General features: G+C 73.8%; 17 protein-coding genes. All 17 read left to right on the top strand.

The genetic code is table 11. The features are described 5' to 3' along the window. Positions 1-56 precede the first annotated feature (56 nt). The 17 genes from rpoZ (at position 57) to lgt (ending at position 15,698) form a co-directional block, all read left to right on the top strand. The gene (gene rpoZ, locus IFT77_RS01705; protein ID WP_123545886.1) at positions 57-323 is read left to right on the top strand and encodes a DNA-directed RNA polymerase subunit omega; all 267 of its coding nucleotides are present in this window, start codon (positions 57-59) and stop codon (positions 321-323) included. Between the two features lie 203 nt (positions 324-526). Further along, positions 527-1,747 carry a methionine adenosyltransferase gene (metK, locus tag IFT77_RS01700; RefSeq protein ID WP_192041698.1) on the top strand — a complete coding sequence of 407 codons (1,221 nt, stop codon included), beginning with the start codon at positions 527-529 and terminating at the stop codon, positions 1,745-1,747. A gap of 10 nt (positions 1,748-1,757) precedes the next feature. Beyond that, positions 1,758-3,773 carry a primosomal protein N' gene (locus IFT77_RS01695; RefSeq protein WP_371740874.1) on the top strand — a complete coding sequence of 672 codons (2,016 nt, stop codon included), beginning with the start codon at positions 1,758-1,760 and terminating at the stop codon, positions 3,771-3,773. A 14-nt stretch (positions 3,774-3,787) separates the two neighbouring features. Continuing rightward, a complete protein-coding gene (locus tag IFT77_RS16635; protein ID WP_192041697.1) occupies positions 3,788-4,816 on the top strand; it encodes a methionyl-tRNA formyltransferase in 1,029 nt (342 codons plus the stop codon). Beyond that, complete coding sequence (locus tag IFT77_RS01685) at positions 4,813-6,174, top strand: transcription antitermination factor NusB (RefSeq protein WP_192041696.1); 1,362 nt, start codon at positions 4,813-4,815, stop codon at positions 6,172-6,174. Before IFT77_RS16635 ends, IFT77_RS01685 begins: the two co-directional genes overlap by 4 nt. Positions 6,175-6,225: 51 nt before the next feature. Further along, complete coding sequence (rpe, locus tag IFT77_RS01680; RefSeq protein WP_192041695.1) at positions 6,226-6,891, top strand: ribulose-phosphate 3-epimerase; 666 nt, start codon at positions 6,226-6,228, stop codon at positions 6,889-6,891. Then, on the top strand, positions 6,888-7,151 hold the full coding sequence (locus IFT77_RS01675) for a phosphoribosyl-ATP diphosphatase (RefSeq protein ID WP_192041694.1): 264 nt from the start codon (positions 6,888-6,890) through the stop codon (positions 7,149-7,151). The genes rpe and IFT77_RS01675 overlap by 4 nt, the downstream gene beginning before the upstream one ends. Positions 7,152-7,218: 67 nt before the next feature. Continuing rightward, on the top strand, positions 7,219-8,058 hold the full coding sequence (gene hisG / locus IFT77_RS01670) for an ATP phosphoribosyltransferase (protein WP_146900751.1): 840 nt from the start codon (positions 7,219-7,221) through the stop codon (positions 8,056-8,058). Between the two features lie 2 nt (positions 8,059-8,060). After that, positions 8,061-8,837, top strand: coding sequence for an imidazole glycerol phosphate synthase subunit HisF (gene hisF / locus IFT77_RS01665; protein ID WP_146900754.1), 777 nt, complete (start codon positions 8,061-8,063; stop codon positions 8,835-8,837). Between the two features lie 14 nt (positions 8,838-8,851). Beyond that, positions 8,852-9,298, top strand: a complete 447-nt coding sequence (gene hisI, locus IFT77_RS01660) for a phosphoribosyl-AMP cyclohydrolase (RefSeq protein ID WP_192041693.1) — start codon at positions 8,852-8,854, stop codon at positions 9,296-9,298. Then, the gene (locus tag IFT77_RS01655; protein ID WP_192169063.1) at positions 9,291-10,814 is read left to right on the top strand and encodes an anthranilate synthase component I; all 1,524 of its coding nucleotides are present in this window, start codon (positions 9,291-9,293) and stop codon (positions 10,812-10,814) included. The genes hisI and IFT77_RS01655 overlap by 8 nt, the downstream gene beginning before the upstream one ends. Beyond that, positions 10,814-11,515, top strand: a complete 702-nt coding sequence (locus IFT77_RS01650; RefSeq protein ID WP_192041691.1) for a Trp biosynthesis-associated membrane protein — start codon at positions 10,814-10,816, stop codon at positions 11,513-11,515. The genes IFT77_RS01655 and IFT77_RS01650 overlap by 1 nt, the downstream gene beginning before the upstream one ends. 46 nt (positions 11,516-11,561) lie before the next feature. Next, a complete protein-coding gene (locus tag IFT77_RS01645) occupies positions 11,562-11,810 on the top strand; it encodes a DUF6704 family protein (protein ID WP_123547220.1) in 249 nt (82 codons plus the stop codon). After that, the gene (gene trpC, locus IFT77_RS01640; RefSeq protein WP_192041690.1) at positions 11,811-12,584 is read left to right on the top strand and encodes an indole-3-glycerol phosphate synthase TrpC; all 774 of its coding nucleotides are present in this window, start codon (positions 11,811-11,813) and stop codon (positions 12,582-12,584) included. It begins immediately after the preceding gene. Positions 12,585-12,586: 2 nt separating this feature from the next. Continuing rightward, positions 12,587-13,795: a tryptophan synthase subunit beta gene (gene trpB, locus IFT77_RS01635; RefSeq protein WP_192041689.1), complete on the top strand. Its 1,209-nt coding sequence runs from the start codon at positions 12,587-12,589 to the stop codon at positions 13,793-13,795. Then, positions 13,792-14,610, top strand: a complete 819-nt coding sequence (trpA, locus tag IFT77_RS01630) for a tryptophan synthase subunit alpha (RefSeq protein ID WP_192041688.1) — start codon at positions 13,792-13,794, stop codon at positions 14,608-14,610. Before trpB ends, trpA begins: the two co-directional genes overlap by 4 nt. A gap of 89 nt (positions 14,611-14,699) precedes the next feature. Next, on the top strand, positions 14,700-15,698 hold the full coding sequence (lgt, locus tag IFT77_RS01625; protein WP_371740873.1) for a prolipoprotein diacylglyceryl transferase: 999 nt from the start codon (positions 14,700-14,702) through the stop codon (positions 15,696-15,698). Positions 15,699-15,763 lie beyond the last annotated feature (65 nt).

Raw genomic sequence — 15,763 nt, 5'->3', positions numbered from 1 at the left:
CGCCCCGATCTCTGCACCTGCCGGTGCCTGACAGAACCCCACAACGAGGAGTGACCATGGCCGACAAGAACAAGGGCATCATCGATCCGCCCATCGACGAGCTGCTCTCGAAGGTCGAGTCGAAGTACGCGCTCGTCATCTTCGCGTCGAAGCGCGCGCGTCAGATCAACGACTACTACGCCGACCTGCACGAGGGCAGCCTCTTTGACAACGTGGGCCCCCTCGTCGACAGCACCATCGACGACAAGCCCCTCTCCGTCGCGATGCACGAGATCAACGAGGACAAGCTCGAGGCCAAGCCCCTGCCCGCCGCCGCGGAGTAGGCGCCGCACGGCTGCCCGTCGCCGTCCGACGTCAGCGTCGTCGGACGTCAGCGTCGTCCGACGTCACTGTCGGCGGCCGGCCGTAGCATCGAACGAGGCCCCCTGGGAGACCGTCCCGCGGGGCCTCGCCGCGTCCGACGACGCCTGACGTCCTCACCCCTGATCTCGACACCGACCCCGGAGCCCCTGTGACCTCTTCCGACGTGACATCCGCCAGCACCGCGACCGCACCGAGGAGCCTCCGGCTCTTCACGTCGGAGTCGGTCACCGAGGGCCACCCCGACAAGATCTGCGACCAGATCTCCGACGGCATCCTCGACGCGCTGCTCGCGGTCGACCCGCAGAGCCGGGTCGCCGTCGAGACGATGGTGACGACCGGGCTCGTCCACGTCGCGGGCGAGGTCACGACCAAGGGCTACGTCGACATCCCCACGATCGTCCGCGACCTCATCGTCGGCATCGGCTACGACTCCTCGGCCGTCAGCTTCGACGGCCGCACCTGCGGCGTCGAGGTGTCCATCGGCGCCCAGTCGCCCGACATCGCCCAGGGCGTCGACACGGCACTGGAGGCGCGGGGCGGCACCTCGGACGACGCCCTCGACCGCCAGGGCGCCGGCGACCAGGGCATCATGTTCGGCTACGCCACCAACGAGACGCCGCAGTACATGCCCCTCCCGGTGTGGCTGGCCCACCGGCTGGCGGAGCGGCTGGCGCACGTCCGCAAGAGCGGCGAGCTCGACTACCTCCGTCCCGACGGCAAGACCCAGGTCACGGTCGGCTACGACGGCGTCGTCCCGCGCACGGTCGACACGGTCGTCGTCTCCACCCAGCACTCGCCGAGCGTCTCGACCGAGCAGCTCGAGGCCGACGTGATCGCCCACGTCGTGCGACCGGTGCTCGACGAGGCCGGGCTCGACTCGACCGGCACGCGCTTCATCATCAACCCCACGGGGCGCTTCGAGATCGGCGGCCCGCAGGGCGACGCCGGCCTCACGGGCCGCAAGATCATCGTCGACACCTACGGCGGCGCGAGCCGCCACGGCGGCGGCGCGTTCTCGGGCAAGGACCCGTCGAAGGTCGACCGCTCGGCCGCCTACGCCATGCGCTGGGTCGCCAAGAACGCCGTCGCGGCGGGCCTGGCCGACCGCATCGAGCTGCAGATCGCCTACGCCATCGGCCGGGCGGCCCCCGTCGGGCTCTACGTCGAGACCTTCGGCACCGGGCACGTGGCCGACGACGTCATCATCGAGGCCGTCAAGGCGGTCTTCGACCTGCGCCCGGCGGCGATCATCCGCGACCTCGACCTGCTGCGGCCGATCTACGCGGCCACGTCGACCTACGGCCACTTCGGCCGCGAGCTGCCCGAGTTCACCTGGGAGGCCCTCGACCGCGTCGACGCGCTCCGGGCCGCCGCCGGTCTCTGACCCGGCTTCCGTGAGCGTGCCCGTCGCGAGCGAGCGGCCGTCGCCGCGTGCCGTGGCGCGGGTGCTGGTCGAGTCGCCGCTGCCGCAGCTCGACCGGCTCTTCGACTACGCCGTCCCGTCGCACCTGCGCGACGACGTCGTGCCCGGCATCCGGGTCAAGGTCCCGCTCCGGTCGGCCGGGCGCATCGCGGACGGCTTCGTGGTCGAAGTCGTCGAGTCGTCGGCGCACGGGGGCGAGCTGAGCGAGGTCGAGGCGATCGTCTCGACCGCCTCCGTCCTCGCGCCCGAGGTGTACGCCCTGGCCAGGGCCGTGGCCGACCGTGCGGGCGGCTCCGCGAGCGACGTGCTGCGCCTGGCCGTGCCGCCCCGCCAGGCGAGGGTCGAGAAGCAGGTGCTCGCGGCCGCGACGGCCGCCGCCGAGTCGGGCGAGACGGTCTCGCACCCCGTCGTCGTCGCCTCCGAGGTCACCGGCTACGGCGCCGGCCAGCTCGCGGGCATCGTCGCGGCCCGCGGCCGCGCCGCCGTCGACGCCGTGCCTCTGCTCGACGAGCTGCCCGACGGCTCGTGGGTCGGCCGGTGGGCCCTCACGGTCGCCCAGCTCGCGACGGTGGCCCTGGCCGCCGGCGAGAACGCGGTCGTCGCCGTGCCCGACCACCGTGACGAGGACCAGGTGCTGCGGGCCCTGGCCGCGCTGCTCCCCGCGGAGAGCGTGGTCCGGCTCGACTCGAAGCAGTCGAACGCCGACCGCTACCGCTCGGTGCTGCGGGCGAGGGGCGACCAGCCGCTCGTCCTCGTCGGCAACCGGTCCGTGCTCCTCGCGCCGTCGGCGCGTCTCGGCCTGATCGTCGTCTTCGACGACGGCGACCCCCTGATGGGCGAGCCGTTGAGCCCGTACGTGCACGCGCGGGACACCGCGCTGGTGCGGCAGTCCCAGCAGCACACCGCGCTCGTGTTCCTCGGCCACGCGCGGAGCACCGACGTGCAGCGACTCGTCGAGATCGGCTTCCTCGCCGAGGTCCGCCCCGACCCCCGCTACCAGCCCCACGTCGTGCCCACGTCCCAGCAGGCGGCCCAGGACGGCTTCGCCGCCCAGGCGCGGATCCCCTCGACGGCCTGGACGGAGGCGCGGGCCGCGGTCGAGCACGGGCCGGTGCTGGTGCAGGTGGCCCACCCCGGCTACTCGCCGCGCCTGGCCTGCACCGAGTGCGGCGACACGGCCCGGTGCACGCGCTGCGGCGGCCCGCTCGTCCAGCGCGCGCAGGGCGCCCAGCCGGCCTGCTCGTGGTGCGGCGCCCTCGCCGTGGGCTGGCGATGCTCGACCTGCGAGGGCACGGCGATGAAGTCGGTCGGCACGGGTGCGTCCCGCACCGCCGACGAGCTCGGCAAGGCGTTCCCGGGGGTCCGCGTCATCGTGTCCGACGGCTCGCGCCAGGTGACGCACGTCGACGCCGAGCCCGCGATCGTCGTCGCGACCCGGGGGGCCGAGCCGATCGCCCCCGGCGGCTACCGTGCCGTCCTGCTGCTCGACGGCGAGCGGATGCTCGCGCGGGAGAGCCTCCGGGTCGCCGAGGACTGCCTCCGCTGGTGGGCCAACGCGGCGGCCCTGGCGGCTCGCCGTGCGCCGATCGTGCTGGTCGGCGTCGGCGGGGCGATCGCCTCCTCGCTCGCGACCTGGGAACTGGCTCGCTACGCGTCCGGCGAGCTGGCCGACCGGCGGGAGCTGCGGTTCCCGCCCGCCGTCCGCGTCGCGACCGTGACGGGCGGCGTCGAGACCGTCGCCCGCGCCCTCGACGAGCTGCCCGACGGCGTCCGGAAGGAGACCCTGGGTCCGGTCGACGTGCCCGACGCCGGCGTCCGCGCCATCGTGCGGTTCGACTACGCCAGCGGGCACGACGTCGCGCAGGTGCTGCGGTCCCAGGTCATCCGCGCCGCGACGGAGCGCCGCAAGGCGATCGGCTCCCGGCGTGGCCGGGGGCTGCCTACACTCAGGGTGCGGTTCGACGACGTCGAGCCGTTCACCGACTGACCTCCAGGAACCCCTTGCGCCTCGTCTTCGCCGGCAGCCCGTCGGCCGCCGTCCCGTCCCTGACCGCCCTCGCCGCGAGCGAGCACGAGGTGGTCGCCGTCGTCACCCGCGACGACACGCCCCAGGGCCGTCGCCGTGTCCTCACCGCGACGCCGGTCGCCCTCGAGGCCGAGCGCCTCGGGCTGCCGGTCGTCAAGACGCGGCGCATCACCGACGAGGTCGCCGAGCGGATCGCCGCCCTCGACGCCGACCTCGGGGTCGTGGTCGCCTTCGGCGCCCTCCTCAGGGAGCCGGTCCTGTCCGCGCCCCGGCTCGGCTGGGTCAACCTGCACTTCTCCCTGCTCCCGCGCTGGCGCGGGGCGGCCCCGGTGCAGCGGTCGCTCATGGCCGGCGACGATCGCACGGGCGCCGTGGTCTTCCAGCTCGTGCCCGAGCTCGACGCCGGCGACCTGCTGGGCGCCCTCGAACGTCCCCTCGACGGCACGGAGACCGCCGGCGCGCTGCTCGACGAGCTCGCGGCCACCGGTGCGGACCTCCTCGGCGACGTCGTCGACCGGCTCGCCGCGGGCACGGCCGAGGCGGTCGCCCAGGTCGGCGAGGTGACCCTCGCCCCCAAGCTCGTCCTGGACGACGGCGCGCTCGACCTCACGCTCCCGGCGACCCAGGTGGTCGACCGCTGGCGGGGCACCACACCCGAGCCCGGCGCCCACCTGCCGCTCGGCGACGCCCGGCTCAAGGTGCTCGAGCTCCGTGCCGTGGACGCTGGCGCGGGCGCAGACGACGCGGCCGGCGCGGCCGCGGAGGGCGAGCCGCTCGCGCCGGGGCGGATCTCGCTCCGGGGCCGCCGCCTCCTCGTCGGCACGGGCACGGCACCGCTCGAGCTGGTACGCGTCCAGCCGCCCGGCAAGAAGCCGATGGCCGGGGCCGACTGGAGCCGCGGGCTGCCGTCGCTCGACGACGTGCTGCTGACGCCGCCGGCCGCGACGACGGGCGACGACACGACGACCACGACCACCACGACCGACGAGGAGGCCCCCGCGTGAGCCGCGTCCAGCCCGCCCGCCAGGTCGCCCTCGACGTGCTGCGTGCCGTCGCCGACGACGACGCCTACGCCAACCTGCTCCTGCCCCCTCGCATCGTCCGCGCCGGCCTCGACGCGCAGGACGCCGCCCTCGCGACCGAGCTGACCTACGGCACGCTCCGCATGTCGGGCTACTACGACCGCGTCGTCGCCCTCGCCGCCCGGCGCCCGGCCGACGCGATCGACCCGGCCCTGCTCGACGTGCTCCGGCTCGGCGTGCACCAGCTGCTGTCGACGCGGGTGGCTGCGCACGCGGCGGTCGACGAGTCGGTCGAGCTCGCGCGCCAGGTCGGCAGCCGCGCCGGCACCGGCTTCGTCAACGGCGTCCTGCGGACGGTCGGCCGGTCGACGCCCGACGAGTGGCGCGAGCGCGTGCTCGCGGCCGCGACGAGCGACGACGACCGGCTCGCCGCCGAGTGGTCGCACCCCGTGTGGGTCATCCGCGCCCTCCGCCGCTCGCTGGCGGCGGAGGGCCGACAGGACGAGCTCGTCGACCTGCTGGCCGCGGACAACGTCGCGCCGCGAGTCAGCCTGGTCGCTCTGCCGGGGCTCGCCGAGCCGTCCGAGCTCGGCGGCGACGACGCGCTGCTCTCGCCCCTCGCGCGGGTCAGCGCCGGGGGAGACCCTGCCCAGCAGCCCGTCGTCCGGACGGGCCGAGCCCGTGTCCAGGACGAGGGCTCGCAGCTCGCCGCCCTGTTGCTGAGCCGGCACCACGACGCCACGCCCGGCGAGCGCTGGCTCGACATGTGCGCCGGCCCCGGCGGCAAGGCGGCCCTGCTCGCCGCCGAGGCGGCCAGGGTCGGTGCGCACCTCGTCGCCAACGAGCTCGTGCCGGCCCGCGTGGGGCTGGTCCGCCAGGCACTCGCGGCCGTCCCCGGCGACGTCGACGTCCGCGAGGGCGACGCCGTCCGCTTCGGCGTCGACGAGCCCGGCGGCTACCAGCGCATCCTGCTCGACGCGCCGTGCACCGGCCTCGGCGCCCTCCGCCGTCGTCCGGAGGCGCGCTGGCGCAAGCAGCCCGGCGACGTGGGCGAGCTCACCCGCCTCCAGGCCGACCTCCTCGCCAGCGCCCTCGACGCGCTCGCGCCCGGGGGCCTGCTCGCCTACGTCACGTGCTCGCCGCACCTCGCCGAGACCCGGGCGATCGTCGAGTCCGGGCTGCGTCGCCGCGACGACGTCGAGCTGCTCGACGGCCCCGAGGCCGTCGCCCGGGTCGCCGTGGGCGAGGTCGACCTCGCCTCCGGGCCCTACGTCCAGCTGTGGCCCCACCGCCAGGGCACCGACGCCATGTTCGTCGCCCTGGTGCAGAAGAAGGCCTGACGCACGAGAGGGCCTGGGGCCGAGGAGGCGCGTCGCCGGTAAGATCGTCCGGTGTCCGTTCGCATCAGCCCCAGCATCCTCTCGGCCGACTTCGCCAACCTCGAGCGCGACCTCGCCCGCATCTCCGACGCGGACCTCGTCCACGTCGACGTGATGGACGGGCACTTCGTGCCGAACCTCACCCTCGGCCTGCCGGTCGTCGAGCGCCTCCAGCAGGTCAGCCCGGTCCCGCTCGACGTGCACCTCATGGTCGAGGACGCCGACCGCTGGGCGCCGCGCTACGCGGAGCTCGGCGCCTTCTCCGTGACGTTCTCCGCCGAGGCCGCCGCCGACCCGGTGGCGACCGCGCGGGCGATCCGCAGCAGCGGCGCGCGCGCGTCCGTCGCGGTCAAGCCCGGCACCGACCTCGAGCCCTACCTGCAGACCCTCGACGAGTGGGACATGATCCTGGTGATGACGGTCGAGCCGGGCTTCGGCGGGCAGTCGTTCATGCCCGAGACGATGCCCAAGCTGGCTCGTGCGCGCGAGGCGGTCCGCGCCTCCGGCCTGGACGTCTGGCTCGAGGTCGACGGCGGCATCGGGCTCGACACGATCGTGACGGCCGTCGAGAACGGCGCCGACACGGTCGTCGCGGGGTCGGCCGTCTACGGCGGCGAGCCCGCCGAGCGCATAGCCGCGCTGAGGGCGGCCGCGGCGACGGTAGCCTTGTCGTCGTGAAGTCCTTCGACCAGCTGTTCTCCGAGCTCAGCGACAAGGCCCGTGACCGTCCCGAGGGCAGCGGCACCGTCGCCGAGCTCGACGCCGGGGTCCACCAGATCGGCAAGAAGATCGTCGAGGAGGCGGCCGAGGTGTGGATGGCCGCCGAGTACGAGGGCGACGTCGCCACGGCTGAGGAGATCTCGCAGCTGATCTACCACGTGCAGGTGCTCATGATCGCCCAGGGCCTGACCCCCGACGACGTGTGGCGACATCTCTGAGCCCGTCCCCACCACCTCACGACGTGACGCCGCCGACCGGCGGCCCCAGAACGGACAGCTCACCACCATGCTCCGCGTAGCAGTGCCCAACAAGGGCTCCCTCAGCGAGACCGCCAGCCAGATGCTCCACGAGGCGGGCTACCAGGGTCGCCGCGACCCGAAGTCGCTCTACCAGGCCGACGAGCGCAACGGCGTCGAGTTCTTCTACCTCCGGCCCCGCGACATCGCGACCTACGTCGGCCAGGGTGCGCTCGACGTCGGCATCACCGGCCGCGACCTGCTGCTCGACTCCGGCTCGACCGCCGGCGAGATCGCGCCCCTCGACTTCGCCTCCTCGACCTTCCGCTTCGCCGGCCCGGCCGGTCGCTTCCGCGAGCTCGCCGACCTCGAGGGCCTCCGGGTCGCGACGAGCTACGTCGGCCTGGTCGGCGCGTTCCTCCGCGACGCCGGGGTCACCGCACAGCTGGTGGGCCTCGACGGGGCCGTCGAGAGCGCCGTCAAGCTCGGCGTGGCCGACGCGATCGCCGACGTCGTCGAGACGGGCACGACCCTCCGCGCCGCCGGACTCGAGGTCTTCGGGCCGGTCATCCTGCAGTCGACCGCCGTGCTGATCGCCTCCGACGCGCAGGCCGCGGGCATCGACGTGCTGCACCGCCGCCTCCAGGGCGTCCTCGTCGCGCGACGCTACGTGATGATGGACTACGACGTGCCGGTGTCGGCCCTCGACGCGGCGACCGCCGTCACGCCGGGCATGGAGTCGCCGACGGTGGCGCCCCTGCACGACGCCGACTGGGCCGCCGTCCGCGTGATGGTGCCCCGCGGCGACACCAACCAGGTGATGGACGCCCTGTACGACCTGGGCGCCCGGGCCATCCTCGTGAGCCCGATCCACGCCGCGAGGCTCTGACCGTGACGGCCGCCGATCCGTCCCTCGCGGTCCGCGTCGTCCCCTGCCTCGACGTCGCCGCGGGGCGCGTCGTCAAGGGCGTCAACTTCCTCGACCTGCGCGACGCGGGCGACCCCGTCGAGCTCGCCCGGACCTACTACGAGCAGGGCGCCGACGAGATCACGTTCCTCGACGTCACCGCGACCGTCGACGACCGGGCGACCACCTACGACGTCGTGCGGGCGACCGCCGAGCAGGTCTTCATCCCGCTGACCGTCGGCGGGGGAGTCCGCTCGACCGACGACGTCGCGCGTCTCCAGGCGGCGGGCGCGGACAAGATCGGCGTCAACAGCGCGGCGATCGCCCGACCCGCGCTCGTCGGCGAGATCGCCGACCGCTTCGGCGCGCAGTGCGTCGTGCTCTCCCTCGACGTCAAGCGATCGGCCCGCATGCCCTCCGGCTTCGTCGTGACGACCCACGGCGGCCGCACCGAGACCGACATCGACGCCGTGGCCTGGGCACGTGAGGCCATCGAGCGCGGCGCGGGCGAGCTGCTCGTCAACAGCATCGACGCCGACGGCACGAAGCAGGGCTTCGACCTCGAGCTCGTGGCCCTGATGCGGTCGAACAGCCGCGTCCCGGTCATCGCCTCCGGCGGGGCCGGTGCCCTCGAGCACTTCGCGCCTGCGGTGGCCGCCGGCGCCGACGCCGTCCTCGCCGCCTCCGTGTTCCACAACCGCGAGCTGACCGTCGGCGACGTGAAGCGCGAGCTGGCGGCCTCCGGCGCCGTCGTCCGATGACACCGGGAGTCCTCATGACCGACCAGACAGCGCGCGACCAGACCCTCACCCGCGAGACCGTCGAGCCGGTCGTGGCGCGTGCCCGCTTCGACGCGAGCGGGCTGCTGCCCGCGATCATCCAGGACGCCGACTCGCGCGACGTGCTGATGATGGGCTGGATGGACGAGGAGGCGCTGCGCCGCACCCTGACCGAGGGTCGCGTGACCTTCTGGTCGCGCTCGAGGCAGGAGTACTGGCGCAAGGGCGACACCTCGGGCCACGCCCAGTTCGTCCGGGCCGCAGCCCTCGACTGCGACGACGACGCGCTCCTCGTCACGGTCGAGCAGATCGGCGCCGCGTGCCACACCGGCGCTCACTCGTGCTTCGACGTCGACCCGCTCAGGCCGGCCACCGCCTCCTCGACGGACGCGGGCACCGACAGCGCGCACCCCGACAGTGCAGCCGAGGCCGACCGTGGCTGACCGCTCGTCCACCACGCGTGCCGGATTCGACGCCCTGCTCGACGGCCACCGGGTGATCCCGGTGGTCCGTGACCTCTTCGCCGACGGCGAGACGCCGGTGGGCATCTACCGCAAGCTCGCCGCCGGCCGTCCGGGCACCTTCCTCCTCGAGTCCGCCGGACAGGGCGGCATCTGGTCGCGCTGGTCGTTCGTCGGCGTCTCGTCGTTCGGCGTCCTCACGACGCACGACGGCGAGGTTCGCTGGCTGGGCCACGGCCTCGACGCCGACCGGGCCCTCGGCGGTGCGACCGGTCGTCCGCTCGAGGTGCTCTCCGCCCTGCACGAGCGCTGGGCGACGCCGCGCATCCCCGACCTCCCGCCGCTCACCGGCGGCCTGGTCGGCTTCGTCGGCTGGGAGGCGGTCCGCGAGCTGGAGCACCTCCCCGACGCGCCTCCCGTCGACTTCACCGTCCCGTCGCAGGCGCTCAGCTTCGTCTCCGAGCTCGTCGCGCTCGACCACCGCACCGGAGCCGTCATGCTGATCGCGACGGTCCTCAACGACGGTGCCGACGACGCCGACGCTCTCTGGGCCGACGCCCAGGCGCGCCTCGACCGGCTGCAGTCGGGCCTCGCGGCGCCGAGCGACGCCTTCCTCTCCGACGTCGACCTGGGCGTCCAGCCCTCGCCGGTCGACCGGACGCCGCGGGCGGACTACGCCGAGGCGATCGAGCGCTCGAAGCAGTTCATCGTCGACGGCGACGTGTTCCAGGTCGTCGTCTCGCAGCGCTTCGACCACGAGCTGACCGCCGACGCCCTCGACGTCTACCGGGTGCTGCGGACCCTCAACCCGAGCCCCTACATGTACCTGGTGAGCCTCGAGGACGCCACGGGCGAGCCCTACCAGATCGTCGGCTCGTCGCCGGAGGCGCTGGTCAAGGTCGACGGACGGCGCGCCTTCACCCACCCCATCGCCGGCTCGGCCCCCCGCGGCGCGACGCCGGAGGAGGACGGCGCACACGCCGAGCGCCTGCTCGGCGACGAGAAGGAGCGGGCCGAGCACCTCATGCTCGTCGACCTGGCCCGGAACGACCTGCTCAAGGTCTGCACGCCGGGCACCGTCGAGGTGACCGAGTTCATGCAGGTCGAGCGCTTCAGCCACATCATGCACCTCGTCTCGAGCGTCGAGGGCGACCTCGCCCCCGGGCGGAACGCCATCGACGCCTTCCGCGCGACGTTCCCTGCCGGCACGCTCTCGGGCGCGCCGAAGCCGCGAGCCCTCGAGATCATCGACGAGCTCGAGCCGGCCCAGCGCGGCGTGTACGGCGGCGTGGTGGGCTACTTCGACTTCGCCGGCTCGGCTGACGTCGCGATCGCGATCCGCACGGTCCTCCTGCAGGGCGGCGTCGCCCGCGTCCAGGCCGGTGCCGGCCTCGTCGCCGACAGCGACCCCGACGCCGAGGCACAGGAGGCGCGCAACAAGGCCGCCGCCCCCCTCCGCGCCGTCGCCGTGGCCAACGCCATGACGAGGCTCCGCTGATGGCGCCGCGGCGGCTGAAGCTCGTCACGATCCTCGTCGGGGTCCTCCTCGCCGGGGTCGGCCTGCTCACCTGGACGCAGCCGTGGTTCCGCGTGGTGGTCGAGTCCCCGCAGGGCGGACGGCTCGACCTGACCGCGGCCGGCGACGTCGCCGGGTCGCCCGTCTCCGCGCTCTCCCTGGCCGCCCTGGCCCTCGTGGGCGCCCTCACGATCGCGGGGCGCGTCTTCCGGGTCGTCCTCGGCCTGCTGCAGGTCGCGCTCGGCGCCAGCATCGCCGTGACGGCGGGCACCGCCCTCTCCGACCCGGTCCGCGCCTCCGGCAGCGTCGTCACCGACGCGACCGGCGTCGACGGCCAGGACAGCCTGCGCGCACTCGTCTCGTCGACGTCGGCCACCCCGTGGCCCTGGCTCGCGCTCGTCGTCGGCGTGTCCGCCGCGCTGCTCGGCGTGGCGATCGTCGTCACCTCGGGCGCCTGGCCGCAGGCCGGGCGCAAGTACACGGCGACCAGGCTCGTGCCCGCCGACCCCGCGAGCGACCCGAGCGCGACGTGGGACAGCCTCTCGGTCGGCGACGACCCGACCGACCCCGACGGCCCGACCGACGCCGACGACCCGACCGAGCTCGCCGCCGCCGACGAGCCGGCCGCGCCGGTCGACGACGCCGGGCCCCGCCCGGGCGCCGACGACCGACCCAGCCGGTAGACTCGCCCCGTACCGCACTGATCCGAGGAGCACCGTGAGCCAGCAGATGACGAAAGCCGCCGAGACCGAGACCGCCGACGACCTCGGCCACGGGAACTCCCCGGCGGCCTGGACGGCCGTCGTGATCATGCTGGTCGCCTTCTCGATCGGCACGGTCGCCTTCTTCTTCGCCGTCGTCTGGGTCGTCTGGGCCTCGGCCGCGCTGCTGCTCGTCGGTCTCGTCGTCGGCCTCGTGCTCAAGCGCGCCGGCTACGGCGTCGGCGGCCACCGCTACGTGCCGAAGGCGCACAACTAGGTGCTCGACGACCTGTACGCGGGCGCTCTGGCCGACGCCGACGCCCGCCGCGAGTCCCTGCCCTTCGCCGCTGTCGAGGTCGCCGCGCTCGACCGCGCCCCCGCGCTCGACGCCCGGGCCGCCCTGGCTCCTGCCGCGGGCGTGAAGATCATCGCCGAGGTGAAGCGCGCGAGCCCGTCGCGGGGCGACCTGCACGCGATCCCGGATCCCGCCTCCCTGGCCCTGTCGTACGCGACCGGGGGAGCGAGCGCGATCAGCGTCCTCACCGAGGGCCGCAAGTTCAAGGGCAGCCTGGCCGACCTGGAGGCCGTCCGCGCCGTCGTCGACGTGCCCGTGCTCCGCAAGGACTTCATCGCCGACCCGTACCAGGTGTTCGAGGCCCGCGCCGCGGGCGCCGACCTGGTCCTGCTCATCGTGGCCGGGCTCGAGCAGGCCCGCCTGGTCGAGCTGCACGACCTCGTGCGCGAGCTCGGCATGACCGCCCTCGTCGAGACGCACTCGGCCGACGAGGTCGCTCGCGGCCTCGACGCCGGGGCCGAGGTGCTGGGCGTCAACGCGCGCGACCTCTCGACCTTCGAGCTCGACCCCGACCTGTTCGGCCGCCTGGCCGACTCGATCCCCGCCGGCGTCACCCGCGTCGCCGAGTCCGCCGTCATGTCGCCCGCCGACGTGGCGCACTACCGTCGCGCCGGCGCCGACGTCGTGCTCGTGGGCGAGGCCCTCGTCACGCACGGCGACCCCGTCGACGCGCTCACCCGCTTCCTGGAGGTCTGACCGTGGCACTGCGAGACGAGACCGGGCCGTACTTCGGCTCCTTCGGCGGGCGCTTCGTCCCCGAGTCGCTGGTCGCGGCGCTGGACGAGCTCGACGCCGCCTACAAGGCCGCCGCCGTCGACCACGAGTTCCAGGCCGAGCTGGCCGCGCTGCACGCGACCTACACCGGTCGCCCGTCGATCGTGACCGAGGTGCCGCGCTTCGCCGAGCACGCCGGGGGAGCGCGCATCCTCCTCAAGCGCGAAGACCTCAACCACACGGGCTCGCACAAGATCAACAACGTTCTCGGCCAGGCGCTCCTCGCCCGCAAGCTCGGCAAGACCCGCCTCATCGCGGAGACCGGGGCGGGCCAGCACGGCGTCGCCACGGCGACCGCCGCCGCCCTCTTCGGCATGTCCTGCGTCGTCTACATGGGCCAGGTCGACACCGAGCGCCAGGCGCTGAACGTCGCCCGGATGCGCCTGCTCGGGGCCGAGGTCGTCTCGGTCACGACGGGCTCGCGCACCTTGAAGGACGCGATCAACGACGCCATGCGCGACTGGGTCGCCAGCGTCGACAGCACGCACTACGTGCTCGGCACGGTGGCGGGCCCGCACCCGTTCCCCGCCATGGTGCGCGACTTCCACAAGATCATCGGCGAGGAGGCCCGCGAGCAGGTGCTCGCCCTCACCGGCCGGCTGCCCGACGCCGTCACGGCGTGCGTCGGCGGCGGCTCCAACGCCATGGGCATCTTCCACGCCTTCCTCGACGACCCCTCGGTCGAGCTCTGGGGCTACGAGGCGGGCGGCGACGGCGTCGAGACGGGGCGCCACGCGGCCTCGATCACGCTCGGCCGCATCGGCAACCTCCAGGGCACGAAGTCGTACCTGATGCAGGACGAGGACGGCCAGACCCTCGAGAGCCACTCCATCTCGGCCGGCCTCGACTACCCGAGCGTCGGGCCGGAGCACGCCTGGCTCGCCGAGAGCGGTCGCGCCCACTACGAGCCCGTCACCGACGCCGAGGCCATGGCCGCCTTCAAGCTGCTCACGCAGACCGAGGGCATCCTGCCCGCCATCGAGACGGCACACGCCCTCGCCGGCACCATCAAGCTCGGCCAGCGCCACCCCGACTGGACGATCCTCGTGTCGATGAGCGGCCGAGGCGACAAGGACGTGGCGACCGCGAGCCGCTACTTCGGGGTCCTCGACGAGGAGGCGCAGCAGCTGTGACCGACACCACCTCCGCCCCGCAGGCGGGCAGCAAGGTCGCGACGGCCATCCGTGCCCGCCGCGACGCGGGCACCGGCGCCCTGATCGGCTACCTGCCCGTCGGCTTCCCCGACCTCGCCACGAGCATCGAGGCCGCCGTCACCCTCGCCGAGAACGGCGTCGACGTCATCGAGCTGGGCCTGCCCTACTCCGATCCCGTCATGGACGGGCCCGTGATCCAGGCGGCGACGCAGCGGGCACTGGCCGAGGGCTTCCGGGTCCGCGACGTGTTCACGGCCGTCCGCGAGATCACGTCGCGCACCGCCGCCCCGGTCGTCGTCATGACCTACTGGAACCCGGTCGAGCAGTACGGCGTCCGGCGCTTCGCCGACGACCTGGCCGCGGCCGGGGGAGCAGGGCTCATCACGCCCGACCTCATCCCCGACGAGGCAGCCGCCTGGCTCGAGGCCTCCGAGGCCACGGGCCTCGACCGCGTGTTCCTTGCCGCTCCGTCCTCGAGCGACGACCGCCTCCGCCAGTCCGTCGATCGGAGCCGCGGCTTCGTCTACACGGTCTCGACGATGGGCATCACCGGCACACGGACCGACGTCGACTCCGCGGCCCACACGCTCGTCGACCGGCTGCGCGCCGCGGGCGTCGAGCACGCCTGCGTCGGCCTCGGCATCTCGACCGCGCAGCAGGTCCGCGAGGTGCTCGAGTACGCCGACGGGGCCATCGTCGGCTCCGCGTTCGTCCGGGCCCTCGCCGACGGCGGGCTGCCCCGCCTCGCCGAGGTCGCCGCCGACCTGTCGTCCGGCGCCGCCGTCCGTCGCTGACGTCCGACGCCGAGGACGGCCCGCGCTAGAGTCGTCCTCGCGTCGGCCCGCCGTCGTCCCGTTAGTCCCCCCTGAAAGGCGCCCCGAACGTGTTCGTTCCCCTGAGCATCCCGAGCCCCTCCGTCGACTGGCAGTACTTCGACCTGACGAGCTGGATCAACTCGACGTTCGGCGCCGCCCTGCCCGGGTCCCTCCGCATCCACGCGTACGCGATCTGCATCCTCGTGGGCATCGTCGCGGCCGTGCTCCTCACCAACAAGCGGCTGACCGGCCGGGGCGCCGAGCGCTGGGTCGTCATCGACGTCGCGATCTTCGCCGTGCCGCTGGGCATCGTCGGCGGTCGGTTCTTCCACGTCGTCACGCACCCCGCCGACTACTTCGCCGGTCAGGAGTGGTGGCGCGCCCTCGCCGTGTGGGAGGGCGGGCTCGCGATCTACGGCGCCCTGCTCTTCGGCGCCCTGGGCGTCTGGCTGGGCTGCCGCGCCTCCGGACTGCGCTTCTCCGTCTTCGCCGACGCCCTCGCCCCCGGGCTTCTCGTCGCCCAGGCCTTCGGACGTCTCGGCAACTGGTTCAACCACGAGCTCTTCGGCCTGCCGACCGACCTCCCGTGGGGCCTCGAGATCGAGTCGACCAACCCCGCCTACCCGGTGGGCCTGCCCGAGGGCACGCTGTTCCACCCGACCTTCCTCTACGAGATCATCTGGATGTTGGCCGGCGTCGCCGTCCTCCTGCTGATCGAGCGCAAGACCGCGATGCAGTGGGGCCGCGCCCTGGCGTTCTACCTGATCTGGTACGGGATCGGCCGCTCGGTCTTCGAGTCCATCCGGACCGACCCGAGCCTCCTGTTCTTCGGCATCCGCACCAACGTCTGGATGTCCTTCGCCGCCATCGTCCTCGGCGTCGCCATCTGGGCCGTCGCGAACCGTCGCCACACCGGGCTGCTCCCCGGCCCGTACGTGCCCGGCCGAGCGCCGTCGGATCGTGCGGCTGAGGTAGACTCGCGCGACACGTACACGGAGGACGACGAACCCGAGTTGGTCACCGTGGCATCATCGGACGACAACACCGAGACCACGCCACGCTCCTGAGTCCGACAGGCACCGTCGACACCGACGACACGACCTGCTCCCTCAGGGACACCCTCCGCGACGAG

This window comes from Frigoribacterium sp. CFBP 13729, from assembly GCF_014841875.1.
Taxonomy (GTDB): domain Bacteria; phylum Actinomycetota; class Actinomycetes; order Actinomycetales; family Microbacteriaceae; genus Frigoribacterium.
This window is presented reverse-complemented; position numbering and strand designations above follow the sequence as displayed.